The organism is Allobaculum sp. JKK-2023 (assembly GCF_034745455.1).
Taxonomy (GTDB): Bacteria; Bacillota_I; Bacilli_A; order Erysipelotrichales; family Erysipelotrichaceae; genus Allobaculum.
Map to the genome: position 1 here is coordinate 1,962,700 of NZ_JAYERV010000003.1, position 24,298 is coordinate 1,986,997.

The window sequence follows — 24,298 nt, forward strand, 5'->3', positions numbered from 1 at the left end:
AGTCTCTCTTTAATGGGTTTTAAGAATTTTCTTAAGTGGACATTTTTAGATGCTCCAGGACTATTCTTTTTCATCAGAGTCTAAAAGGATGAACCCAGGCGGCATCGTTACTCCCTTTTTAGAAATTTGGCCTTTGCGATCAGACCTTTTTTGCGTATATCCAAGTATGAAGTCAATTCAGAAAGCAGCCGGCCCGCTGCTGTTTCTTTTTCTGGGCCTGGTCTGCATGGCAGGACGCGTGACTCCAATGTCATTAGAGAGGATTGCACCCGATACCATTCAGGCTGAAATCAAAGGGGCAGTTGCCAGCCCGGGCGTGTATACGCTCAAAAATGGAGCAACGATTCAGGACCTGATCAAACAGGCAGGCGGTGAAAGTGATATGGCCGATTTAAGTGCCCTGAGCTTATTGGAGGAGGTACAGGCAGGGCAGGTGATTGTCGTCGGCAAGAAAAACATGGATGGAAGCAGTCCACGAATATCGATCAACACCGCAAGCAAAGAAGAACTCATGAATCTGCCAGGAATTGGCCCGGCAATGGCCGAGAAGATTATTGCCTATCGCACGGAGCATCCATTTGAAAAGCTGGAAGACCTGATGGAAGTAGCCGGAATAGGAGAAAAGAAGTTTGCAGCGCTTCAAGACTTTATTGCCCTGTAAAGCCAGTCTGATCCTGATGGCTTTATGTCTCTGGGTGTTGGCTTTATTGCCTGCAAAAGAAACATCTGGATCGATCTTTGGGTTATTTCTGGCTGGTGCCTGTCTTGGATCTGCTTTATTGGTCTGGCGGTTTCAAAATCTGAAAGTTCTTTTCTGGTGGCTGTTCTGTCTTGTTGTTTTCCAGGGTTCAGTCTGGCTTCAACAACCGCAGAAACCTGCCTCGGGAATCTATACGATCGTCAATATTCGCAATGGATATGCGATTGCCCAAAATGGCAGGCAGAGAGCGATTGTTTATGAAACTGAAGATCTGCTTCTGGATCAGAAAGTCGAACTCTCTGGATTTGAAGCGATTCATACGCAGCGCAATGAAGGATTGTTCTGTTTTCAGGATTACCTCCAGGCAAATGGCAGCCAGTATAGTGCCACTCAGATGAACCCTCTAAAAACCAGCCAAGAAAAGGCAGGACTCAATGGATTTTTGCTGCGTCAGAAGATATGGATTTTTGTCAATTCACGATCGGCTGCTCCTTTGTATCGCCTTTTGTTTTATGGGTTGAGTGAAGATGAAAACCTCGACTGGATCAGTACAACAGGACTGCCCTTGATTGCCCTGGTCTATGGAATCCGTAAACGGCTTTCGTATCGGGTTGAAAAGAAGAAACTCAACTGGCTCATGGTGGGCTTGCAGCTTAGTCTGACCCTTTTCTTTCCGGTTCGCCAGGCAAGTTTGCGTCTGCTTGTGTTTCAGATTTGCACGGCTTTGTTTTCAGACTGGAATGTTCGCTGGCCGGTTTCAATGCTTGCGTTCTTATGGATCTCTCCTTTTGGAGCGGATTCCCTCAGTCTGGTGCTGCCTGCTGGAATCTCCTTTTTCAGCCATTTTGTCCAGGCTTCATGGCAGAAGAAAGTCGTTGGAATGTTGTGGATTGCCTTTTGTCAGATGATCTGGCTGAAAGAGTTGAATCTATTGATGCTCGGGATGTTTCTGTGGTTTCGAAGTCTTATCGGCTGGGTGTTTCTGCTTTCGATCCCTGGCCTTTGGAGCGCTCCATATGGAGAGCTGTTTTTGAAATTGCTGGAAGGAATCCAGGTATCGCTGGACTGGTGCACGGTGTATGGAAGTCCGCCGCTGTGGTATTTAATGCTGTTTGGCGGTTTATTGATCCTGACAGTCTGGAAATGGAAAACGAAGCGGTTTGTTCTGCTCTTGATGGCAGTCTGTATCTATCCCTGGAGCTGGAATCTGGATCCGTTCTTTCATGTCTTTCAGATTGATGTCGGCCAGGGCGATGCGGCTTTAATCGTCGAGCCTTTTCAAAGAAGCGTGACCATGATTGATGCTGCCGGCAAGATGAATACGGACAACGCAACGAAACTTTTTATCCCTTTTCTGCAAAGACATCAGATCCGAAAAATCGACAGGCTGGTTGTCAGCCATGGGGACTTTGACCATGATGGGGCCGTGGATTCGCTGACCCAGAACTTTCCGGTGCTTCAGACGATCCGTTCCACAAAAGACCTGGATCCCAGTCAGATTGATCAGACGCTTCCCGGCAAACCCGCAAAACTATCAATAGCCTATGAATTCTGGCTGTTGTTAAACGAAAGAGAGAGTGATCCTGCCCAAGAAAATGATCAAAGCTTAGTCTGCCTGTTTCAATACGATGGATTTCGTTATTTGTATACCGGTGATGCTTCCATTGCGATTGAAAAGCAACTGCAAAAAACCAACAACCTGCAAGCCGATGTGCTCAAACTGGGCCACCATGGATCAAATACCAGCTCTGATCCTGCGTTTCTCAAAGCTGTTCATCCGACGCTGGCTTTGATTTCAGCGGGCTATCAGAATCGCTATGGCCATCCAAGTGTTTCTGTACTGGAGACCCTCAATGCACAGGGAATTGACCGGCTGAACACAGCTGACCATGGAAGCCTTCATCTTTTCAGCATGCCCCATCTTCTGTTTGTGACAAGTGCCGATGGACTGGTTGGCTGGATCTGGAAGTCATGAAAAGGTTTTGAAGCAGCCACACCAGAGCAGGCCTTGAAAAGTGCAAAGTTAAGCTATAGAACCTGTAAAAATGGCGATCCGATATTCAGACGGATCGCCATTCTCTGTATTTGAAACGTTCAACAAATTGGGTAACCAATCTGGACTGAATCGAAAGACAGAAGGAAAGGATACAGGAGACCAATGTCATTTAGCTAGAAAAATATGACTTTAAACTTTGTCTCAAAATTGAAGACAAAGTGAATGATCGAGACTGAATCCGGTCCTCATCCATTCATATGCACCAAATAAGCACAAAATATATTGATTAATCTGGATGTATTCGTCCAAATAGGTGCACTAAAAACAACTCTTTGATAAGAGCTGCTTTTAAGAAATTAACAAGCACATAGCGTTCATTAAATGCGCGTATAACGCACTTATCGGTAAGTGAACCATATCAAACGATTGGGATGGAGATTTCGTTTGAAGCTCCTCTCTGGTCGAACAGGTAGTTTTTCTCTGAGCAGCTCCTCAGTCAGAGCCTGAAACTCCGCTTTTGTAATTTGACGAATCGTTCGATTCTTCGTCCACTTCGGGGTGAACGTGTTCCTGATAGCCCGTATCGCCTTAGTTGTATTGATTTGGTATTCATAAGTTGTCTGATTCTCTTCTTTATTATCCGATTGAGATGATTCAAGAACACACTTTTTGATCTCGGAAACCAGATTGTAGAAGATAAGGGATGAATAAATCTCCTGAATGATGTATTCTGCTTTTATCGAGTGGATACGTTTCATTCCTATTCCATATTTAAGCCAGGAGAAACTCTGCTCGATTCGCCACCTTAGGTGGTAAATAAATCCAAGAGCCTCCGGAGGAAATTCTGCTTCATCCAGGTTGGTAATCAGTCCTTCCCAGACGTTGTCGCCAATCTCGATAGCTACCACCCTGCAGTCAAAATCAATAAATTCAGATTCTGGATCAATCTGTCTCATTGATTTTTTGACCAGGTATTTCATCTGGGGGTTTTCTTTTTCCTCTTTTCTTTGGTGGTGGGTAAGAATGCGGCTGATCTGCTGGTCTTCTGTATGGTCAAGCTCTGTATAAGTCAGGCAGCTATACTCTCGTTCTTTCATACGTATGAGGTATTTGTGCCCTAAGGATTCAATAAGCTTACACAATGGATAAGAAAAATACCCTCTGTCCATGACAAAGAGAAATGTCTCGCCAGGATAAGCTTCGTGAATCTCCTTGACCATTTTCATAGCAGCGCCCCGTTCGTCTTTGGACCTCTGGTCTTGAGTGACGATGGCTAAAAATTTGTCATTAAGTACGTCATAGGCTGCGTTAACGTGAATACCGGCCCGGATAATGTTTTCCTTGTTCTTGGTATAAATGATGTAGTCAGGTTCATCTTCATTTGGCGCAACAGGTTCATTGGTTCCGTCAAAAGCGATTACCCTGTGTTCTTTATATTTTTTATCCATGGAATAAAGTGTCAATGTGGATTTGTGCAGTGCTGAAAATACGCTGACTGGAGTCTTGGCTTTTGTCTGAACAAGTGCTGAAGCAGATGGTCTTACACTGCCCATGCCGAAATAGTTCATGGACAAATCGGAGAGTGTTGCCCCATTCCCGATAATGGATGTATTCAGGAAATGGAACAAGTTTATTTTTGATGATCGATAATGACTTCGTGAGAAAGCTCCTGTTTGAGAAGCAAGAATCTTCTCCTGTTTGTGGGCAAATTCCTCAAGGAATTTCATGAATTTTTGATAAATCCTGTGCGGCGAAGTAACTTTAGTTGCCATATTTTCCTCCTTATAAAGTTATGTTTTCAACGTGATAAGGATTAAATTAGATAATTATGGAGTTATTGTCAAAGTTAATTTTCGTTAAACCAGAAAACATAAAATCCACCATCTGTATACGGATGGTGGACAAAAACTAAGCTAAATGACATTGTACAGGAGACAGAAAAACATATCTGCTATTCGTCCAGATACAGTCGGGTGCTGCGGGGAAATTCCCGGTTAAAAGCGTCTTTCAAAATCTTTTTGGCCTCCTTTGGATCCAGCACAATATCCTGGTTGAGATAGCCAGATTCAATCAGATGCAGTCCGTCTTCTTGAAGTTCAACCTGGACAAAGCGATCTTTTTTGAAAGTAAGCAGTTTAAGGCCGGTAAAATTTTTGGCTTTCAGGCAATTCATATATTTCATCTGCGCCTGCCGTAAAGGGACCAGTTTCATTTCGATCCATCCTTTAAAAAGCTGTCCAGCTCTTGCGAGAAGTCTTTCTTCAAAATTGTCGTTGTCGCATAGACGACATAGATCGTCTGATCCTTACAGCCAAATGCAACGCGCAAAGCACCCACCGAAGGATCATTGACCCGGCATTCCAACAAAGAGATTCCCTGCCATTTGCGCCGGGAAGCCAGTTTGCATTTGAAAAAATCATTTTCAGCCTGCCTGGTGATCGTTTCAATCATCCGGGATCTGAGCTGTGGGTTTTTGGCCAGCAGTTTTCGGGTTCCGCGGTTATCAAAAATAAAAGTAAGATTCGATTCATTCATGCCTACAGTGTAGGAGGAAAAGATCAAAGAAACTGTTTTTGCGCTCACCAGATTGCAAGTTTTCAACAGGGGACTGGTAAGGTTCTCAGGCTGTTATTGGACGGCCACCATAAACTGGCAAGTTCCCTGCCGCATCAAGCAGGGCTGGAAAAGAAGAAGGGAAGCTAGAAAAACGCGATAAAGAGAATTCGAAAGAAAATCAGCAATCGTCCAAGCCTGCCTGCCCAACTTCCAGCAAGAAAACAAGCAGGATGACAAGAAATGTAAACTCAAAGAAGAGCAGGACGGTGCGCAAAGCCAGCGGATAAAAAGACTGACCAGGAGCAGCGCGCAGCCAAATAACTATATAGAGCAGATCGAATCAAGCAGATCAATCAAAGCTGCTGAATAGACTGCTAATATTAGGATGCAATATGGCAAAATCAGGATAATAATACCAAGATAGTAGTATCAGGATAATAATACAAGGAAAGGATTTCCGCTTTTTAGCCGGGAAACGAATGATTCAAATCTTCTCCCCTGGCTTTCTGTTTTCTTCAGAACATTCTTTGGCTAAGATAGGATGAAGATAAAAAGGAGTTCGTTATGGAAAAATCAAAATACCGAATTGTTCTTGCATTCAGCTTGTTGACGAACCTTTCAGGCGGAGCAATGATGGCCGGCTGTTCTGGTTCCAGTGCAAATCTTGCTTCTTTATCCTCAGAGACTCTGCTGGACAATTCCTCTGTCATCATAACGGATGATCCTTATGACGAAAGTGGAAAAAGTGAAAAACGGACAATGGATCTGCGGCAGGTTGATGAATCCGGGCAGCGCCGGGAAAGTGATTCAGAGATTGAAGAACTTCCTTCTGTTGTTCATGAATCCCTGGATTCGGAAACGTTGCCAGTCAATGAAACAACTTCTTCTTCATCAGCAAGCGAGACTACGTCTTCCCCGGTCAGTGAAAACAAAGAAGGAAGAACGTATGTCAACGGCGTTCTGATCGTAAACAAAAAGCATCCAGTCCCTGCGGATTATGCGCCGGGTGTGGATCCAGAAGCCCAGGCTGCTTTGAACAATCTGCTCGATGCCATGCAAAGCCAGTCTCTCAACGTCAGCCGCGATACAAGCAACTACCGCAGCTACCAAACCCAGACTGCTTTATATAACGGCTATGTCAATGCGCCGGGTCAGCAGCAGGCCGATACGTTTTCCGCCCGTCCTGGTTTTTCTGAACACCAGACGGGCCTGGCTTTTGATCTCAAAGACACAGCGGGTCAGCTTTTGACTTCTCCAACAGAAGCCCAGTGGCTTTTAGACCATGCGGCAGAATATGGCTTTATTGTCCGCTATCAGGCAGGTAAAGAATCCATCACCGGCTATCAGGCCGAACCCTGGCATCTTCGCTACCTTGGAGAACTTGCCAAAGATGTTGCCGCTTCGGGATTAACGCTGGAGGAATATCTTGGCGTTGAAGGCGGGGATTATCAATAGCTGCAATGGATACAAACATAATCGCAAAGCACCATTTATGGTCAAGAAAGAATGCTTTGCTTTCATTTTTCATGAGAATGAGGTACACTCTAAACGTAATGACAACTACTTTATATTTTGCCTAGCAGGCAAAAGGAAAAGGAGCGTGCTGCGAACACGCTCCTTTTTTTTAACGAGCGAGGATAATGACAACTACTTAGGTTTTCATCCTTAAACCATGACGAAAACCGATGCCTCGACCTTAGTCAGAAACTTTCTTGGTTTCTTCCAGGAGAATCACATGAGGACCATCTGCTTTATACTGAGAGAGGTTACTTAGGAGAATTTATGAATCATACTCTTTATATTGAACAAAAGTGGCTTTCCATGTGGGGCCGCTTTGAAGTGGAAAACGAAGCGGGACAGGCCGTGTATACCGTTGAAGGGGAACCTTCGTTTACTCGCAGACTGGTAATCTACAACAACGCAAACATCCAAGTTGGACAGATTCGTTCTTTATTTTCCTTCGGTCCCAAATTTGAAGTGGAAATGAATGGTCAGTCGATGGGAACGATCGACTATCGTTTCGCATTCCATCCGGCTCTCGATTTCGACAAACTTGGCTGGCGTGTTGAAGGAAATTTTACCGGCTGGGATTTTCAGGTTTATGACCAGAATAATCTCGAAATCGGAAGCGTTTGCCGGGAACTCTGGCATCTGACGGATTTTTACGCCATTCATTACCAGAACCCGAAAAATGAATTGCCCATGTTACTGATCGCTCTGGCAGTTGACCTTTTGACAACGAAAAACTGATCATTTTTCAATGATGCAGATTTCTGTTGCAGCGTAGAAAGCAAAGAGTATCAATCGTTTTTAATCCCTGTAAGAATGCGATAAAAGAATTATTTTGACTGATTCCTATAGATTTTTACCAAGGGAAATGGCAACAATTAAACCAATCATTGGCCAAACGGCATAGAGGGATCAGGTAATTTTATGGCAAATGCGCAAACCAGGGCATCAGCGGAGTACCGAAAGCGTCAGGGGATTATCTCAAAAAATTTCAAGCTGAAAAAAGAACTTTGCGATGAATTCGCGAAAGCTTGTGGTGCAGCAGGTATTTCTCAGACTGAAGCGATCAAAGGATTCATGATTGGATTCATCAAAGAACATCAGCCGCAAGAAAAAGCCGGAGAGTGATTTCCGGCTTTTTCATCTTCTATGGATGGGCGATAAGAAAAGCCGGCAGAAAGAGGATTGGCACCTCTTTCTGCCGACTTGGTATGTTTTCTGGTTTGTGAAAAGAAAGCAATCTGCTTACGCCGATTCCAATCAGACTGAAATCGAACTGGATTGAATTTGTTTAGGCAGCAGCATCCGGATCCTGATCATGAAGAATGTTCATGAACTCTTCACCGGTGATGGTTTCTTTTTCGTAAAGGTATTTAGCCAGTTCGTGCAGTTTCATCATGTGATCATTCAGAATCTGGCAGGCTTCTTTATACGCCTTATCAATCATGGCTACAACCTCTTTATCGATCTGAGTGGAAGTCTCAGGCGAGCAGGCCAGAGATGTATCGCCGCCCAGATACTGGTTGTTGACGGTTTCAAGAGCCGTCATCCCGAAGGTATCGGACATACCCAGACGGGTAACCATCATGCGGGCTGTCTTGGTTGCCATTTCGATATCGTTGCTTGCACCAGACGTGATGGAGTGGAAGACAAGGTCTTCCGCCGCACGACCACCGCAGTAGGTAACGATACGGGTATACAGTTCGTCTTTGGTTAACAGGTTGTTTTCCTGTTCATCGACCTGCATGGTATAACCCAGCGCGCCTTTGGTTCTTGGGATAATGGTGATCTTATGAACCGGAGCAGCATTGGAGCTGTAGGCGGACACTAAGGCGTGGCCGATTTCGTGATAAGCCACGATCATTCGCTCTTTTGGAGAAATGACTTTGTTTTTCTTCTGTTCACCGGCAATAACGATTTCGATGGCTTCTTCCAAATCGCGCTGGGCAACCTGCTTACGGCCATCACGGACCGCTAACAGGGCGCCTTCATTGACGATGTTGGCCAGATCGGCACCGGAAGTACCAGCAGAAGCACGGGCAATCATGTTGTAGTCAATGTTTGGAGCCATTTTGACGTTCTTGGCATGGAGAGTCAGAATTTCTTCACGGCCTTCCAGATCCGGCAGTTCAACCGGGATCCGGCGGTCAAAACGACCTGGACGAGTTAAGGCAGGGTCAAGGGTTTCTGGACGGTTGGTTGCGGCTAAAAGCACGATTCCTTTGGAACCATCGAAACCATCCATTTCAGCTAAGAGCTGGTTGAGGGTCTGTTCACGTTCATCGTTGCCGGAGAATCCGGAACCATCACGTTTTTTACCGATCGTATCGATCTCATCGATAAAGATGATGCATGGTGCATGTTTACGGGCTTCTTTGAATAAGTCACGAACGCGGGCTGCACCACGGCCGACGAACATTTCAACAAATTCAGAACCGGCAATAAAGTAGAACGGCACACCGGCTTCACCGGCCACCGCACGGGCTAACAAAGTTTTACCTGTTCCAGGAGGGCCGACAAGCAGTGCACCTTTTGGCATCTTGGCACCAATTTCGGTGTATTTGCCCGGGTTATTTAAGAAGCTGACAATTTCTTTCAGGTTCTGTTTGGCTTCATCCTGACCAGCTACATCCTTGAAGGTTGTGTGGGTCATTTCGCCTTTGTAGACTTTAGCGTTGGATTTGGTCTGATTGCCAAACCCGCCGAAGCCGCCAAATGGGAAGCCGCCCATACCGCCGCCATTGTCGTCATCTCCGTCATCACCGGAGTTATCGTTGCCAGGATTTGGGCCGCCGCCAAAGGTGAATCCACCGCCTGAGCTGTTCATGCGTTTTCGCATATTGCGCATCATCAGCCAGAAGGCCAGCCAGATCAGAAGCCAGGGCAGCAGGGTAATGAGAAAAGAAGTGAAGAGACTGTTGTTCTGGCGGACTGGGATTTCGGAGAAGCTCACATCCCCTTCAATCAGACGGTCCACCAGGCCGGGGTCTTCAACCATTGTGGTCGTATAGACTTTGCCAGCATCATCTTTGAGCTGGTAGTTGATGGTATCGCCCTGAATCTGGACTTCTTCTACCTGTTTGTTTTCTACTTGCTGGAGAAACTGGGAGTACGAAATGCTGGAGACATTGCGATTGGACAGCATGCCTGGAATAAATAACAGACAGAAACCGATGATAATCGCAAACGTTAAGAGTAAATATTTCAGATTTTTCTGGTTCGGATTTTTGAAACCAGAGCTGTTTTTTCTGTTCATAAAGCAGTTCCTCTTTCTAAGATGTATGTCCATTATACCGGAAGTTAGCAGTATACTCCTTTGTCTGCTAACAATCCGATCAATTCACAAATTGAATGGATTTATCCCATACAATTGCGATAGTTATAAGCTACCTACACCCATAATCAAACAAAATCGCAGCAATCATTCAGATTGCTGCGAATCGAAGACAGTCATAGTGTAACAAAATGCAAGCGTAAGCAACAGAGTCAGTTACAAAACTGTTTGACAGGAACTTGAAAGTCATCTAAAACAACTAATCAAATAGATAGATTCGGATAAATATTCAAACTGAAGAGATTGCTCTGAAGCTTGGATCGGAGAAATGCGCCGAAAACAGACCGACCTTCTTTCTTCAGTCAGTCAAAAAATCTCCATCGTTCTTTATATCCTGTTAAAGCGCAGAGAACCAATCTCGATAGGATTATTTAGCTGTGAAAATGTTATCTTTTGGAAATAGCCAGTCCACAAAATAATCTGTGATAAGCTGATCCAATCGCGCTTACATCCTTTAGGTAAAAAGAGCGCACTTAAGAAGAAAGATAAGGTTAGTCCATGAAACATATTTTGAAATATTCCATGCTGCTGACGGCAATCTCTGCTTTGCTGCTTTGCTGATTGGCTGCGCTGGCCCGGCAGTAGAAATCCAAAAAGAAAGGACTATGTCAGAGACTGACTTACAGATGTCTGCCAGTGCTGCCAAGATGACTGGCAATGAAACAGCCGCTAACTCTTTTCCCCTGAATCCTTCTTTACTCTCCCTTTTCCCCCAAAAGGCAGATCCGAACGACTATTCACGAGGAATCACGCAAAGCAGCACCTTGTGGCAAGCCAGCCAGGAAGTTTCTGTTTTTACGATGGGTGAGGATGGAACTTCTCAGGTGACGAACCAAGTGGTTAAGACCCTCCCTCAGGGAAAAAAATTCAGAATCTGTGCCCTGGTGGCAGCTCCATTTAACGATCCGCAAAGTTCAAAGATCTATGGCCAGATGGCTGACGGCTCTGGTCTAGCTCTTCTTTATGATCATTTTGCTGCAACTCCACAAATGGCTGATTTCAAAGAAGATTCTGCCTGGCCAATGAAAACAATGATTCGACTCAAACCGGGAACCGTTTTATATGAAGACCAGACTGGAATCACTCCGCTTCAGTCAAATTCATCTCAGATTCTGATCCATCTGGCGACTGCCAAAGATGGAACGATCTGGGGGCACACTCAGCAAGGCTGGTTTCAATGGATAGATGAGAATGGCCCTAGGTTCTATTCAGCACCAGAGGGAGTGGTTGTTGGGCCATTGATTGGCAGTGATTCTCTTGAAGAGGTCTATCGACAGATTCTCGTAGGAAAAACGTTTGAGAATGCCAAGGGTTCCCTGAACTGGGGCTATGCGCTTGCAGACCTGAATCAGAATCAGATTCCTGAGTTGTTAATTGCCAGCGGCGGCAAGAACCAGGATCAGGTTATTTCGGTTTATGGCCTGACTTCCAATGTGATAGACCGTAAAGAAGATGCTTCTTTTTCAGCCGCCAATACTTTGTTGTATACGACTTCGAATGCTTCAAGTGGAGCAAATGAACTCCTTGTTTTCCAGACGTTGGAAGATGGATATAAAATCTCTCGAATAGATTCCGCTGATGGAAATATACAGATGACAGAATTGTCTGCCGACGAAAATAAAGAACTGAAGGCAGAAACACTTCAGGAAATTCAGTTTGTCAGTATCAACGATCTGACACACCTGGATCCATTACAACCGATTTTGCTTTCTGAGCTTTATCCAGACTATCGATCTTCTGGCTTTTCATCAGAATCGGCTGCGATCACTCAGGCTCCCTCTGCCTTGACATGGAAACTGAACTACGACATGACTGTTCGTAAAAATCCGGAGCGAACCAGCGCTCAGAGCCACGTCCTCCCTAAAGACAGTCTGATCAATATAATCCAGGAGAGTAAAAATGGTGTCGAAACATGGGGAAAACTGGAAATTGGCGGCTGGGTATGCTTGCAGGATGCAGAATATGTCTATGCCTCACCTGAGATTGGTAATGTCGAAAAGAATTCCTCGATTAACTGGTACGAGATCTACGGACAGATTTTACGTAATGAGATGAATAATTCCCCATACGGGATTTAACAGTTGGATAAATAAGGCAATTTTAAAATAATAAGGGCTAAATGATTGAAATTCCGTTATCGGCTCATCCTCCATTTTTCACCTGTCCACTATTCTTTGCACGTCCATCGTCACCAACATGTCCTTTGTTATCAAGCTAGGCGAATACGCCATGGCTTGCCATGGGGATGAAAGCCCTCTGAAAGATGCTTTTGAGATTCAATAATGGATAAGATGCGACCGACAAAAGCGCTAAAAGAAATTTTTGTCTGTTATATATGAACGTTTACGCCTGAAATCAACCTTTTAGAGTTTGTTATGATCATTAATTGCGAACGTTTTTAGTCAACCTGACCATGAAAGGGACATTTGTCAGACCCATCTGGATAAATAAAATAAATGCGTTTTCGGTCTTTTTATTGCGCATTTTTTGCGTCTGATGTACAATAAATATAGAAATAGAAAGCGCGTAGGTCTGCCAGTATTTTGGAGTTACCAGACATACTTTGTACAGAATGATCAAAACTGATAACCTGCCTTATCATCTTTCTATTGGCGGCCATTATATGTTTGATTCTGAAGAGCTGGATGTCTATCTTGGGAAGACTCCAGAAAAGTCGCAAAGAACCGCCATTGGTTATTGCCGTGTTTCTACAAAGAAAAGAATGGCGGACCTGGAAAGGCAGGCAGATGTTGTTGAGATCTATATGCAGAAGCAGGGCTGGCAATACCAGATTATTGAGGATATTGGATCTGGAATGAATTACAAAAAGCCAGGTCTGCTTAAACTGATAGATCTGCTTATAAACAGAAAAGTCAGCTACATTGTCATTACCCACAAAGACCGCCTGCTGCGTTTCGGCTTTGAACTGGTTGAATATCTTGCCAAAAAGATGGAGACAGAAATTGTAATCATCAATCAGGGAGAAGAACGAAACAGCGCCCAGGAACTCACAGACGACCTGATTGCCATCATTACTGTTTTTTCTGGCCGCTTATATGGTTCACGTAGCAACAAGAATAAGGAAATAATTGAAGAAACCAGGAAACTGCTGAAGGAGGACAACGAAGATGAGTCGATCGAAAAAAACAATTCAGATGGTGTCCGTCAGACTGGACAAAAACCAGAGCAGACAGGCAGATAACTTATTTCTCGCCTGGAGAGAAACCTATAACCTTCTTGCTCCTTTTGGCTGTTCCATTGAGTTGATGGGAAAGTCCTGGAAAAAGTGCCGGGACCAAATCCGCGCTGAAAAACGACAGCTTCTTAAAGATACGACCAATCACGTAGCTAAATTGACGGGTATTTCTTTTCCAAAGGGAATGCTTCCTTCATGGCTCTGGACATGTGCTATGCAGTCTATCATCACAAACCGTAAATCCATGGAGGAAGAGATCATCCGCCGTATCAAGGATGAACTCTATACGAAGTACAAGATGAATGCCCAGGAAGCCTCAGTTGTATTTTATGTGGTCAAGACGCCTTCGCTGTTTAAACCAATCATTCGAAATCATCGGTTTGAGCCTCTGGAGATTTCCAATAAAGATATCGCTGGCCGCCTGAAAAAATGCGATCCTGTCAGAATCCACCGGCTTCTCACTCATGCGGCAAGAAGGTATCGACAGTACCATAAACCAGTTCATACCAACAAAGGCAGCTGGATGAGAATTGACAAAAACGGTTATACAATCCGTCATGAAGAGAATACAACAATCATTCAGCTGATGGGGTTAGGAAACCAGGAGCCATTTGAAGTCAAACTCCGGGGGATTTTCTATACATCCAAAAAAGAAAAGACCAGAGGCAACCTTACTGTGCTCTATGACCGTGAAAAAAACCGTCTGGTTTTTCAGAGACTTGTCGAAGTAAGAAACCATCCTTCCAAGTCAGAGAAGAACGTTGGCGTAGATGCTGGAATTACTTCTTTGCTCAGCACTTCCAATAATATTTTGTCTGCTGAACTTAAAAAGAAGAAAACTGAAGATAAAAAACAGGCGTTGCGCAAAAACAAGAGCAAGGCGGCTGAAACTTTAGACCAAAGAACTTACAAAGAATGCTTTTATCCTGCTTCTGATTTTCTGAGTGCGCGAGGAGTTCAGAGAAGCCGGATGCGGGATCGAAGAAAAAATCTTTTAAAGCAGGCTGACCAGGAGAAGTTTGCCTCTAAAAAGCCAGATCTTTCCCCTCAGGAAAAGAAAGCCTGCGAAGAACGAACATACTCGCTTTTGCGCAAGGCAGAAAGGATCAGAAAGAACAATACCCGTGGTAGAAAGTCCTTTGCCCGCCAGTCCAGAAAGATCCAGGCCCATCTGGAATGCCTGATCAACGAAGAAATTGCTTTGGTCCTGAAGACAGACCAGAATATCGGCCATATTGTAATGGAAGATCTGGATATCCGAGGGGCGGCCAGCAAGTATAAGCGAATGAACCGCCTGCTTTCGGAGTGGATGTATGGTGTCCTGCAGGAGAGAATCGAATACAAAGCCGGCCTGAAGGAGATCGGAGTCTCGTATGTCAACCAGGCCTACAGTTCCCAGTACTGCCACATCTGTGGAGCAAAAGTTACCCGCGACAAATCAGCTCATGAAAAGGCGTTTTGTCCTGTGCACAAAGAAATGAACGCCGATATCAATGCGGCGTCCAATCTTGTATGGATTTATGAGAATCATCCGGAAATCACCAAATGGACTCCCCGAGAGAGCATTAAGAAGCTTTATGAAGAGAGAATCGAGCAGTTAAAGAATCAGCAGGAAACAAAACAAGAAGTAAAACAAGTAACCAGTCAAGTAACACCATAACTCCCTAACTAACTAACCAAGTAAACAAATGAATAGACAGCCATAATGACTGTCCGAGCTTTCATCAAGCCCGGCCGGAGCTGTTTTGTGAAATCTTCGGGTTTCTTAAAACTCAGGCCTGTACCGCGCCGGACGGGCTTTGAGGGGGACCAATTCTGCGAGATTGGGGTATGCCCCTTAAAATTACAAGCTGTACTTTCCCCGGAAAGTGCGGTGCGTAAAGCGGGACTTAGATAAGATTGAAGATTCAGAGTGGAGTCCAAAAGACAAGGCTTTGGATCACCATTCAATTTAACCCTTCGACCGCCGGCTAATGCCGAACACTGTTCGCAGACAGGGATGAGTACATTTTATCCCTCCAAGGACAAATTCTACTCATTTATTGAAGGGTTCTTCCCGAAACTATGAGCCCAGGTGGTATCTTTGGGATCATCCCGAATATGAAAATCCTCTTCTGGTGATGAAAATTGGAAGTTGTGAAGCGGACTATCAGTTAAAGTTCTATGCCGTCGCCAATGGAACGGCTCGGGAGATTGCGTCCTGCAAAGCTGGCCATATTGGCTTCTATTCTGGCCCTGAGCCCGGAACCTTTTACACCTGGTGGGGACATATGGGATCAGAATGCATTTCGCTTATCGCTCTAAGTCAGGGGAGTCTGACATCAAACGAAATATATTCCAGAACTGAGGTCATGGAATATCAGACACCAGATGGAGAACCATGGAATTTTCAGCCGGTTTCGGCCTGGTCAAGGGACGAATGCAGCAGTCCGTCCCCGCAATGCCTGCCGACAGACTACCTGAACGAAAGTGATAATTCGTCAAAACGGTCAATGGCCGGAAATCCCTTTTTTAAGGGATTTCCGGCCATTATGCTTTTTATTGGTTTGTTCGTCTTAATCGAATTTCTTTCGACGTTTGGTCGAAAGCATCATCATGGACTTCATTTTCTGCTCGTCTTCATTTTCAAGAGCTTCGGTAAAGTCATCAAGCGTTTCTCTGAACTGTCGGATCTCATCGAGCAGATAGTCCTTGTTCAATAAGAACAGTTCACTCCACATATCTTCATTGATTGAAGCAATGCGGGTTAAATCCCGGAATGAGTCACCGGTGTATTCAACCAGATGCTCATTTTCATGGGTATCCATCAGGGTAACCGCAATGACATGTGTCAGCTGGGATAAGAAGGCGATCATTGTATCGTGTTCTTCTGGCGAAAGAACGGAGATGTTCTTGCAGCCAAGATCTTTAGCCAGAGAGCTGACTTTAACGATCGAAGAGGCGGTATTGGAATCATCGGGAATCAGGATGAAGTTGGCCTGGTTGAAGATTTCAGGATCCGCATGATCAATTCCCTTGGACTCACGGCCGCACATGGGGTGAATCGACATCAGTTCGCAATCCTTGCGAAGCATTTTATGGACTGGCTCCATGATGGCGCGCTTGACCCCGGAAATCTCTAACAACAGAGTGCCAGGCGCAAACTGGTTCTGCCAGGTTTCAATCCACTTCGGAAGCAGGGAAGGATAGATGCAGAACAGAATCAGTTCACAGTCTGAAATTCCCTGTGAAAAGTCCGCAAACCCTTCATCAATCCAGCCGCGCTTGCGCGCTGTTTTTAAGGACTGACCATTGAGATCAAATCCATAGACTTTATAACCAAGTTCTTTTAAACGGGCCGCAAAGGAGCCGCCCATGACCCCCAGGCCGACAACACCGGCTGTTTTCATTCGTTAACCTCCATGCACTGGCCATGAATCAAAGCCAGGTCTTTAAAGAAATCGGGATAGCTTTTGGCTACCGCCTGTGCCCCATGAATGATGGAAGGTGTTTTGGCGCAAAGTCCAAAAACAGCCATGGCCATCACAATACGATGATCATTGTGACCATCAATCTGAACAATTGAATCCATCTGATACTTGTCGGCCGATTTGCCGACGATCGTCATGGAGTCTTCATCACTGGAAATTTCAACGCCCCACTTGCGCAGCTCGTCTTCCATTGCCGCAATGCGATCGCACTCTTTAATGCGTAGGCGGCCGGCATGAATCAATCTGCTTGTGCCTGGAATCATGGCAGCCAGCACACAGAGAATCGGGCCTAAATCCGGGCAGTTGGCCAGATCAAAGGTAAAAGGACGAAGTGTATCCGGACTGACGTAAAGATCAGCCACTCCAGAGCCGGAAACTGAATCAGGATCAGGACCAGGCGCACAAGAAGCAGAGTTCGGATCGGCACTGACATTGGTATCGACATCGGCACCTGCGTCTTCTGATTCATTCTCTGACTTTGGTGCTTCTTTCCACTCCAGTTTTCCACCAGCCTGTTCGATCATGCTGGAGATGATGGCATCCCCCTGCAAAGAATCCTTTTTCAGACCCTTCAGGGTTAAGGGCGCATTGAGCATCCCCAGCGTTAAGAAAAATGCTGCCTGGCTCCAGTCGGATTCGACCTGTACGCTTTTGGCCCGCAAACGCTGCCCCGGATCAATGCGATAGGCATGATCCGTTGGCTGTTCGATTTTGCATCCAAACGTTTCAAGCATGGAAACGGTTAAGTCAACATAAGATCTGGACTGATAGGGCGGCAGCACCGCAATCTCCATTCCTTCCATCAATGGACCCGCTAAAAGCAGGCCCGAAATAAACTGACTGGAAACATCGCCATTGAGGGTATACAGCCCAGGCTGCAGTGGTCCATGAAAGTGCAGGCCTTCTGGCCCCTGCTCAAAGGGAAGCCCCTGTTCGAGGAAAATATTGGCATAAATCCCCAATGGACGGGTAAGCAGGCTCGGTTTGCCTAAAAAGGAAACCTCTTCTTTGCCGGCTGCCGCAATCGGAATGAAAAAACGCAGCGTACTGCCTGATTCATTGGCATTGAGCGTAACGGACTCAACCAGATCCTGTGGTGTGCATCCCGAAACATGAACACACCCCTTTTGGGGATCGTCTTTAAATTTTGCTCCTAAAGCCTGCAGACAGTTTCGCGTCGCTTCAATATCCTGTGAGTGGCCAAGGTTGTAAACCGAAGAGGTACCTTCTGCCAGTCCCGCACAGATCAGAGCTCTGTGCGACAATGACTTGGAGGCGGGAATGAGTAACTGGCCAGATACTTTGCCTGGCGTAATCAATACATTCATCGGTATTCTCCTTATCTGTTTTCTCTGTATTGTGGTTTCGATTGAATTGGAGCTTGGGCGGCGGTTTCAACTTGAACGGTCGCCTCAACTTCAGCCTGGGTTCAATTCTATGTGGGATCCACTTTATTAGGGCTTAACCCTAGGTGGATTCGCCCAATTTATTATATTTTCTGACTTGCTTTTACCTATCGATTTTTTGCGTTGTCCATTCATTTTGAACTGTCCCCGTTCTGGCTTTTTTACATATTTTGCTTCTTATTTTTCTTCAAAAGCCTGAATCGCCGCATGTTCCATCCATAGATCCAGCAGGCCAAAGGCACATAAGGAATCGACAACCGCTCTGGCCCGATGGATAATCGCCGGATCGTGGCGGCCTTTAATCGCGAGTTCGACTTCTTCTTTGGTCTGGTAGTTCACGCTGGCCTGAGGTTTATAAATAGATGGCGTTGGCTTGATGACAGTCTGGAAGACAATCGGCATTCCATTGGTAATCCCGCCGTTGATCCCGCCGTTATGGTTGGTTGAAGTCATGATCTGGCCGTTTTCATCGAGCACAAATGGATCATTGGCCTGCGAGCCATAGAGATTTGCAAACTCAAAGCCGGCGCCAAAGCTGACTCCTTTGACGGCCGGGATGGAAAACATCAGGTGAGCCAGATTGCTTTCGATTGAATCGAAGAAGGGCTCGCCAATACCGGCCGGCATCCCCGTAACCACTGTCTGCAAAACCCCGCCCACACTGTCAAGATCTTTGGCGGTCCGTTCAATGAGCGTCTGCATCTTCTGACAGCTTTCTTCATCAAGAACCGGAAACTGCGCTGCATTGAGAGTATTCATCTGCACTTCTAAATGGGAAGCGTCCGCAAAATCAAAAGCGATATCTTCAATGCCATGCAGGGATTGAATGTGGGTAGCAAGGTTGACGCCATGGGCTTCCAGAATCTGTCGACAGATAGCTCCAGCCGCCACAATGGGAGCAGTCAGCCGGCCCGAGAAGTGGCCGCCGCCGCGATAATCCTGCGCCCCATGATATTTTTCAAACGCCGCAAAATCCGCATGGCCTGGGCGCAGACGGTATTTCAGCTGGGCATAGTCCTGCGAGCGCGTATTGGTATTGTCGATCAGAATACAAAGCGGAGTTCCGGTGGTTTTGCCTTCGAAAAAGCCGGAAACAATCTGCACCGCATCCGCTTCATGACGTTTCGTAGAAAGCTGTCCTTTGGCTTTGCGCTTTTCCATCTCCCATTCCAGTTTGTCCAGATCGATTTCAAAGCCGGCAGGAAGACCATCCACAACAACCCCGATTTTTTCGCCATGGCTTTCGCCAAACAGAGTCAGCGAAATGTTCTGGCCAATCGTATTTTTCATACGAAAATCTCCTTTTCTACCAGTCGGTCTATTTCTTCAGGCTGAAGCGTCCGGAATTCAAACTGGCCTGGTTTGGTCACAAACACACAATCAATGCCCTGGTCGTTTCCTTTTTTATCATGACGCAATAATTCTCTGACTCTTGCCAGGTCGAACTCTTCAATTCGAGGCAGATTCAGCCGGTCCTCAATGGCAATCACTCGATTTTTGAGCGTTTCATCTTCAATGAAGTAAAGCATACCGGTCCCAACGCATTCGCCATGCAGATAGTCATGATCCTCAAAGCTGCCTTCAATGGCATGGCCGATCGTATGGCCAAAGTTCAATGCCTTGCGCAGACCAGCTTCTTTTTCATCCTGTTCGACAACCATCCGCTTGAGATCAATACTTCGGGCAATAATGTACGTCAGGTCAAGATCTTCTTTTTCAAAGGCTTCAACTAAGTCTTCTTCAAAGAGCAGTCCCATCTTAAGCGCTTCTGCAAGACCGGCCGCAATCTGACGGGGATCAAGCGTTTGCAGCACATTCGGATCAATGAGCACCGCTTTGGGCTGCCAGAAAGCGCCAACGATGTTTTTAACGGATCCAAGATCAACAGCCGTCTTGCCGCCTACCGAAGAGTCCACCTGCGACAGCACAGTGGTTGGCAGATTGTAAAAATCAATGCCGCGCATGTAGCAGGCAGCCGCAAACCCGGCAAGATCGCCAACAACCCCACCGCCAAGAGCAATTACCTGGCTTTTGCGGTTGAGTCCAGCATCGGACATCGCAATCAGGCACTGCTCTAATGTCTGCATTGTTTTTGAGCCTTCGCCCTGCTCAAAACAGAACACAAAACAATTGGACAGCTGACTTTCCACCAGCTCAACCCATTTTGCAGGAATACCGGTGTCATACACCAGCATGGTCTTTCTTTTCGGATCAATCCAGTCGGTTAAATGACTTAGACATCCTTTTTCAATCACAATCGGATACGACGATCCGGGAATCTGGACATTCAGTTTCATGAATATTCTGGCAGCCTGATTGTTTTGACTTCGTTTTTTCCACTTCATTTTCCCTGTTTTTCCATGGAACTGCCGAGTGGCTGTATGCAGCGAGACAGAGCTCGGTACAACCAAGACGGCGTAAGACGGATATAGAGAGTCCGGAAAATCGGAAACAGGCTGTTTTCCTTTCTAATCTAAGCAATTTCTGTTCGGTTTCAGTTTCTGGCTTATGGATCAGAAACTGATTTTCGTTTGGTCAATCCAAGCATCCTTTCTGTCTGGCAGAGCAAGCAGATCAGGCAGATAATCAAGCAGATCGGTCTATCGTCCGCGGACGATAGACCTGAATCGATTAATGGATGAGCGCAGGATGCAAGTTGAGTGTATATCGGATCGAAGGTCCATTGCCGACTTTTTCAATCAGGTTCAAATCTGTCAGCTCTTTAAGCAATTTTGCGGTTTTAGAGCGCCCAAATCCTGTCTGCTTTTCAATCTCTTTACGGGAAATCGGCTGATTCTCCTTAATTGCAGCAAGCAGAGTGTTCTGATCTTTAGAAAGATTTGCCTGATAGCTGAGGGATGGAAGCCTGACCGTAATGACATTTTTCGAAAACGCGAATTCTGGCCTTCCAGTCTGGTCCTGATAAGAAGATAAAATCCTTCTGATTCCAGAACCGAGTCTTTCGGTATACCCAAGCCGCAGGAAAACATAAGCCAGATCGGGATTTCTTGGAACAGAAAGATCGTCCTGAAGATATTCTTCAGGCGTGATTCCTTCAGGAAGACCGCCGGGAGAACTGATTTTGATGGAATCGTTATACATTCGAATCAGAATCCTGGAATTTCTTCTTTTCCAGTCCCGATGGATCAACGCATTCAGGACAGCCTCTCTGAATGCGTTTTTTGGAATTCGATAATACTCTTCACGAGCTGAGCCATTGATCAGTTCGGAGCGAAAATACAGATTGAAAAATTTTTCTGCTTCTTTATACATGGTCAGTACGGAGCAGTTTTCAACTGTCAGCCGATTTTGAATCTCGTTTTCGTTCATCCCGTATCGAACAAGTTCAACGCCCGGAAATTCATTACGGTCTGAAAGAAGCTGGGCAGCAACCGTATATCCACAACCAGGCTTTAAAAGTCCCAGTGACTTAAAGGTGTCTGTTCCTGGTTTTTCCAGCTGCAATTTTGAGATGAGCTCATTCTCTAAAGTCTGGAAGGTGAGCTGTTGATCAGAAGCGGGAAGAGCATCGAAATCCATGTTTTTCTTTTGGAGCACCAAAGTTTCTAGCTGCATCGCTCGAAAAACATGTACTTTCTTAGTATACGATGGTACAAATTGTAACTTATTGTACTTTAAAAAGCCTTTCGGCAATAAATTGGAGCCATCGTATCCTTCCAAAAAACATGCTTTCCGTTGAACCGTAAGTGCGGATAAATCCTGGAAGGCTTTACCCTCTGGCTTACGGCAGAATGCTGCGATTTGATGCATTCTCTTTTTGTTTTTGAAATCATACTGTTTTTTCTTCCGGTTCCGGCTGGATTCCCGTCTCTTCTCCTTTCTGACCAGTCTTGTGCTTGAAACGGGTTTCAGTTCGGCTTTCTGAATTTTTGTTTTGATCTTTTCTCCTTCCTTTTTCTCTTTTTTTGTCAGAGCAATGTTCAAAGCTGCCAGCTGATCCCGGTCAACACGAGTCCCGTCTTTGAATACAATGCTCCGGCCGGATTCTTTTCCCAGTTCATGCGTAAGAGGATGGCGGCAGCTGGTATTGCATGGATTGATGAAAACAACCTCAATTCCATGAAGCTCTGCGACCTGCATCACCCGGTCTCGAATCAAGCTGAAGTCCCATTTTCCTCCTCTGTTATTTACCCAGGTCAGATTCTCCATATGGATTTCTTTACACTGGTTTCTTCTGGCGATTTCGACGATTTCTTCTGCCATCAGCCACTCTGCTTCTTCTTTGAGTCGTGTTCTCTTTTCCCGGGCGCTTTGATAGTTGAACCACCTGGCCTGCTGACGCCTGGTATCCTCTTCGTCTTTTTTCTGATAGGCTTTAGCCCGTTTGTATTTCTGGTAATTCCGGTCAATATTCTCGTTGATTCGGGCAAGCTTTTCATAGAGATTCATCAGCTCTTTCGAGGGAGTCATTTCATTTGAATACGTTTTATCCCTGTAAAGAACCACAGCCGAGTACGGCTTCACCTTTCCAAGATCAACACCCAGAACATTTTTGAATTCCGGATGCTTTTCCGGTTTGACCTCGTAGGGAATCTGACAAATCAGCTTTCCGGCTTTATCTGTATAGAAAAGCGGCTTCGTAATTTTACCGGCAGCCTGCTCCCGGATGAAGGAAGGAAGAATCAGATTGAATGTTTTCCATTCCGGAAGGCCGGTCTTCTGCGCTTCCTTACTGGTCCGAATCTGGACGCTGAACTCGAGTTTCTCGCAATCAAATACACACATCTGCTTATCGGAATAAGCGTAATCCAGACGGAACACTGCACTTTCCGGCAGATGGGGCATTTCTTTCGCCTGACAGAGGTTTTTCAGGTTGGTGTTGCTGGGATACAATTCGTTTTCTGCCAGTTCTTTTCGAAGGGACGGACAGATTTTGAACTGATATTTTTGAAGAAGCTCATAGATTTTGACCTGGTCCGCCCGTGAGCGCAGCAGGCTGACCAAATTGAAAATGATAATTCTCATGTACCAGGCGCTGTTGCAGACCTTTCCAGACAGTGGATTTCCAAGAATACAGCCAAAATCATGAAACAGATCCCCCATCAGGCGTTTCTTCTTTTTGCCATCTTCGCCCACCTCTTCCAAAGGGACTTTTCCCATTTTTTTTCGGAGAGTTTCGTCTTTAAGAATCGCCTGGAAAACCATACTGCACTGATCGTAAATGGGTCTGAGTTCTTCAAAGCCTTTGGACTGAACGCTTCTGAAAATCATAGACTTCGGCATGGCGGATCACCTCTTTTCTCAACAGAAGTGAAAGCATCAGATTGAGGACTGAACTTTCATTGAGCTGAGTTTAACAGGCGTTCTGACAATATTTATGTCTTTATAAAAATTTAACGGATTTTTTTTCGCCTTAATGAGGACCACCTTTTGTTCCGGCAAGCTAAATGCTGAATCCTGGTTTCAGGATCAGCTCTTTGAACAGGGCTGTATCTGCTGCAGCACCTAGCTTCAACCGATGCAAAGCCAGGACATTTTTTCTGCCAGCTGTTGATACAACATAAGACAATTATCATCAATAAGTTACATCAAATATTAACTGTTTAATATCATATCCATCTCTACGCTGGAAGAGTTATGGCGAATATAGGCTTTGTTTCTCCAGTAATAAGGCTTAAAAGGACCATCGCTGATCTGAAGAGAAACGGTTTTATTTTCAGTATCAATGTGAATTCGATATTGAGGAAGCGGCTGAATGGAATCATTGATCGTATTTTCGATTTGCAGGGTAGCCCTTTCGGGATTGGAAAGACCAACTGCTTTTTGGTCATCAGTAATCCCAAAGGTGATCATTCCACCTTCGCCATTCGAAAAAGCGGAGATAGTTTTTAGGAAGGCATCAGTTACCTGTTCGATATATTCGGTATCCAAGGTTTCTATTTGCATGGCCTCACCTCTTTTTCTTCGCTTTTCTTTTCTTCTTTTTGTTCCCCATTTTCAGGCAGATCAGGCAGATAATCAGGCAGATCGGTCTATCGTCCGCGGACGATAGAGATCAAAATTCGGGAAGGATATCACCGGGTTTTGTGAATATGGGCCTGCTTTTCAGAAAAGAGCATCCTGAACACCTATGTTGAAACTCCGTACTGCAAACCTATGTTGCGAACCTA

17 protein-coding genes and 1 pseudogene are annotated in these 24,298 nt (G+C 45.4%); 8 read left to right on the forward strand and 10 right to left on the reverse strand.

The window, feature by feature from the left end; genetic code table 11:
* Positions 1-166: 166 nt before the first annotated feature.
* Entirely contained in the window at positions 167-661 is a 495-nt protein-coding gene (locus U4956_RS07920) for a ComEA family DNA-binding protein (RefSeq protein ID WP_323090034.1), read from the forward strand.
* A complete protein-coding gene (locus U4956_RS07925; protein WP_323090035.1) occupies positions 630-2,675 on the forward strand; it encodes a ComEC/Rec2 family competence protein in 2,046 nt (681 codons plus the stop codon). Before U4956_RS07920 ends, U4956_RS07925 begins: the two co-directional genes overlap by 32 nt.
* Positions 2,676-3,094: 419 nt before the next feature.
* Here U4956_RS07925 and U4956_RS07930 read toward each other — a convergent pair whose 3' ends face one another.
* From U4956_RS07930 to U4956_RS07940, 3 genes are all read right to left on the reverse strand, one after another.
* Positions 3,095-4,468, reverse strand: coding sequence for an IS4 family transposase (locus U4956_RS07930; RefSeq protein WP_323088523.1), 1,374 nt, complete (start codon positions 4,466-4,468; stop codon positions 3,095-3,097).
* Between the two features lie 179 nt (positions 4,469-4,647).
* On the reverse strand, positions 4,648-4,908 hold the full coding sequence (locus U4956_RS07935; RefSeq protein ID WP_323090036.1) for a hypothetical protein: 261 nt from the start codon (positions 4,906-4,908) through the stop codon (positions 4,648-4,650).
* Positions 4,905-5,279, reverse strand: coding sequence for a hypothetical protein (locus U4956_RS07940; protein WP_323090037.1), 375 nt, complete (start codon positions 5,277-5,279; stop codon positions 4,905-4,907). The genes U4956_RS07935 and U4956_RS07940 overlap by 4 nt, the downstream gene beginning before the upstream one ends.
* A 537-nt stretch (positions 5,280-5,816) precedes the next feature.
* Between U4956_RS07940 and U4956_RS07945 the strand changes: the two genes are divergently transcribed.
* From U4956_RS07945 to U4956_RS07955, 3 genes are all read left to right on the forward strand, one after another.
* Positions 5,817-6,707 (forward strand): M15 family metallopeptidase, encoded by an 891-nt coding sequence (locus U4956_RS07945; RefSeq protein ID WP_323090039.1) that lies wholly within the window; start codon positions 5,817-5,819, stop codon positions 6,705-6,707.
* 327 nt (positions 6,708-7,034) lie between these two features.
* Positions 7,035-7,502: a hypothetical protein gene (locus U4956_RS07950; protein ID WP_323090040.1), complete on the forward strand. Its 468-nt coding sequence runs from the start codon at positions 7,035-7,037 to the stop codon at positions 7,500-7,502.
* A 183-nt stretch (positions 7,503-7,685) separates the two neighbouring features.
* Complete coding sequence (locus U4956_RS07955) at positions 7,686-7,889, forward strand: hypothetical protein (RefSeq protein ID WP_323090042.1); 204 nt, start codon at positions 7,686-7,688, stop codon at positions 7,887-7,889.
* 163 nt (positions 7,890-8,052) lie between these two features.
* Here the strand turns inward: U4956_RS07955 and ftsH are convergent, their stop codons facing one another.
* On the reverse strand, positions 8,053-10,017 hold the full coding sequence (gene ftsH, locus U4956_RS07960; protein ID WP_323090044.1) for an ATP-dependent zinc metalloprotease FtsH: 1,965 nt from the start codon (positions 10,015-10,017) through the stop codon (positions 8,053-8,055).
* Between the two features lie 683 nt (positions 10,018-10,700).
* Here ftsH and U4956_RS07965 point away from each other — a divergent pair.
* The 3 genes and pseudogenes from U4956_RS07965 to U4956_RS07975 all read left to right on the forward strand — a co-directional run bounded on the left by U4956_RS07965 (position 10,701) and on the right by U4956_RS07975 (position 14,951).
* Positions 10,701-12,173, forward strand: a complete 1,473-nt coding sequence (locus U4956_RS07965; RefSeq protein ID WP_323090045.1) for a hypothetical protein — start codon at positions 10,701-10,703, stop codon at positions 12,171-12,173.
* Between the two features lie 464 nt (positions 12,174-12,637).
* A pseudogene (locus U4956_RS07970) lies at positions 12,638-13,201 on the forward strand (IS607 family transposase); the annotation flags it as partial.
* A 22-nt stretch (positions 13,202-13,223) separates the two neighbouring features.
* Positions 13,224-14,951 (forward strand): zinc ribbon domain-containing protein, encoded by a 1,728-nt coding sequence (locus tag U4956_RS07975; RefSeq protein ID WP_323090046.1) that lies wholly within the window; start codon positions 13,224-13,226, stop codon positions 14,949-14,951.
* A gap of 895 nt (positions 14,952-15,846) precedes the next feature.
* On the opposite strand, the gene U4956_RS07980 is transcribed toward U4956_RS07975, so the two are convergent.
* From U4956_RS07980 to U4956_RS08005, 6 genes are all read right to left on the reverse strand, one after another.
* Positions 15,847-16,680, reverse strand: coding sequence for a prephenate dehydrogenase (locus tag U4956_RS07980; protein WP_323090047.1), 834 nt, complete (start codon positions 16,678-16,680; stop codon positions 15,847-15,849).
* Positions 16,677-18,089 (reverse strand): 3-phosphoshikimate 1-carboxyvinyltransferase, encoded by a 1,413-nt coding sequence (aroA, locus tag U4956_RS07985; RefSeq protein WP_323090048.1) that lies wholly within the window; start codon positions 18,087-18,089, stop codon positions 16,677-16,679. Before aroA ends, U4956_RS07980 begins: the two co-directional genes overlap by 4 nt.
* A 255-nt stretch (positions 18,090-18,344) precedes the next feature.
* Positions 18,345-19,457: a chorismate synthase gene (gene aroC / locus U4956_RS07990; RefSeq protein ID WP_323090049.1), complete on the reverse strand. Its 1,113-nt coding sequence runs from the start codon at positions 19,455-19,457 to the stop codon at positions 18,345-18,347.
* Positions 19,454-20,512, reverse strand: a complete 1,059-nt coding sequence (locus U4956_RS07995; protein ID WP_323090050.1) for a 3-dehydroquinate synthase family protein — start codon at positions 20,510-20,512, stop codon at positions 19,454-19,456. The genes aroC and U4956_RS07995 overlap by 4 nt, the downstream gene beginning before the upstream one ends.
* A 286-nt stretch (positions 20,513-20,798) precedes the next feature.
* Positions 20,799-23,411, reverse strand: coding sequence for an ATP-binding protein (locus U4956_RS08000; RefSeq protein WP_323090051.1), 2,613 nt, complete (start codon positions 23,409-23,411; stop codon positions 20,799-20,801).
* Between the two features lie 312 nt (positions 23,412-23,723).
* Positions 23,724-24,074, reverse strand: a complete 351-nt coding sequence (locus U4956_RS08005; protein ID WP_323090052.1) for an ATP-binding protein — start codon at positions 24,072-24,074, stop codon at positions 23,724-23,726.
* Positions 24,075-24,298: the final 224 nt, after the last annotated feature.

Bases quoted from the DNA above. Each gene is read 5' to 3' on its own strand.
- U4956_RS08000 (WP_323090051.1), bottom strand. From the start codon at position 23,411: ATGCCGAAGTCTATGATTTTCAGAAGCGTTCAGTCCAAAGGCTTTGAA.
- aroA (WP_323090048.1), bottom strand. From the start codon at position 18,089: ATGAATGTATTGATTACGCCAGGCAAAGTATCTGGCCAGTTACTCATT.
- U4956_RS07950 (WP_323090040.1), top strand. From the start codon at position 7,035: ATGAATCATACTCTTTATATTGAACAAAAGTGGCTTTCCATGTGGGGC.
- ftsH (WP_323090044.1), bottom strand. From the start codon at position 10,017: ATGAACAGAAAAAACAGCTCTGGTTTCAAAAATCCGAACCAGAAAAAT.
- U4956_RS07995 (WP_323090050.1), bottom strand. From the start codon at position 20,512: ATGAAGTGGAAAAAACGAAGTCAAAACAATCAGGCTGCCAGAATATTC.
- U4956_RS07945 (WP_323090039.1), top strand. From the start codon at position 5,817: ATGGAAAAATCAAAATACCGAATTGTTCTTGCATTCAGCTTGTTGACG.
- U4956_RS07955 (WP_323090042.1), top strand. From the start codon at position 7,686: ATGGCAAATGCGCAAACCAGGGCATCAGCGGAGTACCGAAAGCGTCAG.
- U4956_RS08005 (WP_323090052.1), bottom strand. From the start codon at position 24,074: ATGCAAATAGAAACCTTGGATACCGAATATATCGAACAGGTAACTGAT.
- U4956_RS07935 (WP_323090036.1), bottom strand. From the start codon at position 4,908: ATGAAACTGGTCCCTTTACGGCAGGCGCAGATGAAATATATGAATTGC.
- U4956_RS07930 (WP_323088523.1), bottom strand. From the start codon at position 4,468: ATGGCAACTAAAGTTACTTCGCCGCACAGGATTTATCAAAAATTCATG.
- U4956_RS07980 (WP_323090047.1), bottom strand. From the start codon at position 16,680: ATGAAAACAGCCGGTGTTGTCGGCCTGGGGGTCATGGGCGGCTCCTTT.
- aroC (WP_323090049.1), bottom strand. From the start codon at position 19,457: ATGAAAAATACGATTGGCCAGAACATTTCGCTGACTCTGTTTGGCGAA.
- U4956_RS07965 (WP_323090045.1), top strand. From the start codon at position 10,701: ATGTCAGAGACTGACTTACAGATGTCTGCCAGTGCTGCCAAGATGACT.
- U4956_RS07975 (WP_323090046.1), top strand. From the start codon at position 13,224: ATGAGTCGATCGAAAAAAACAATTCAGATGGTGTCCGTCAGACTGGAC.
- U4956_RS07920 (WP_323090034.1), top strand. From the start codon at position 167: ATGAAGTCAATTCAGAAAGCAGCCGGCCCGCTGCTGTTTCTTTTTCTG.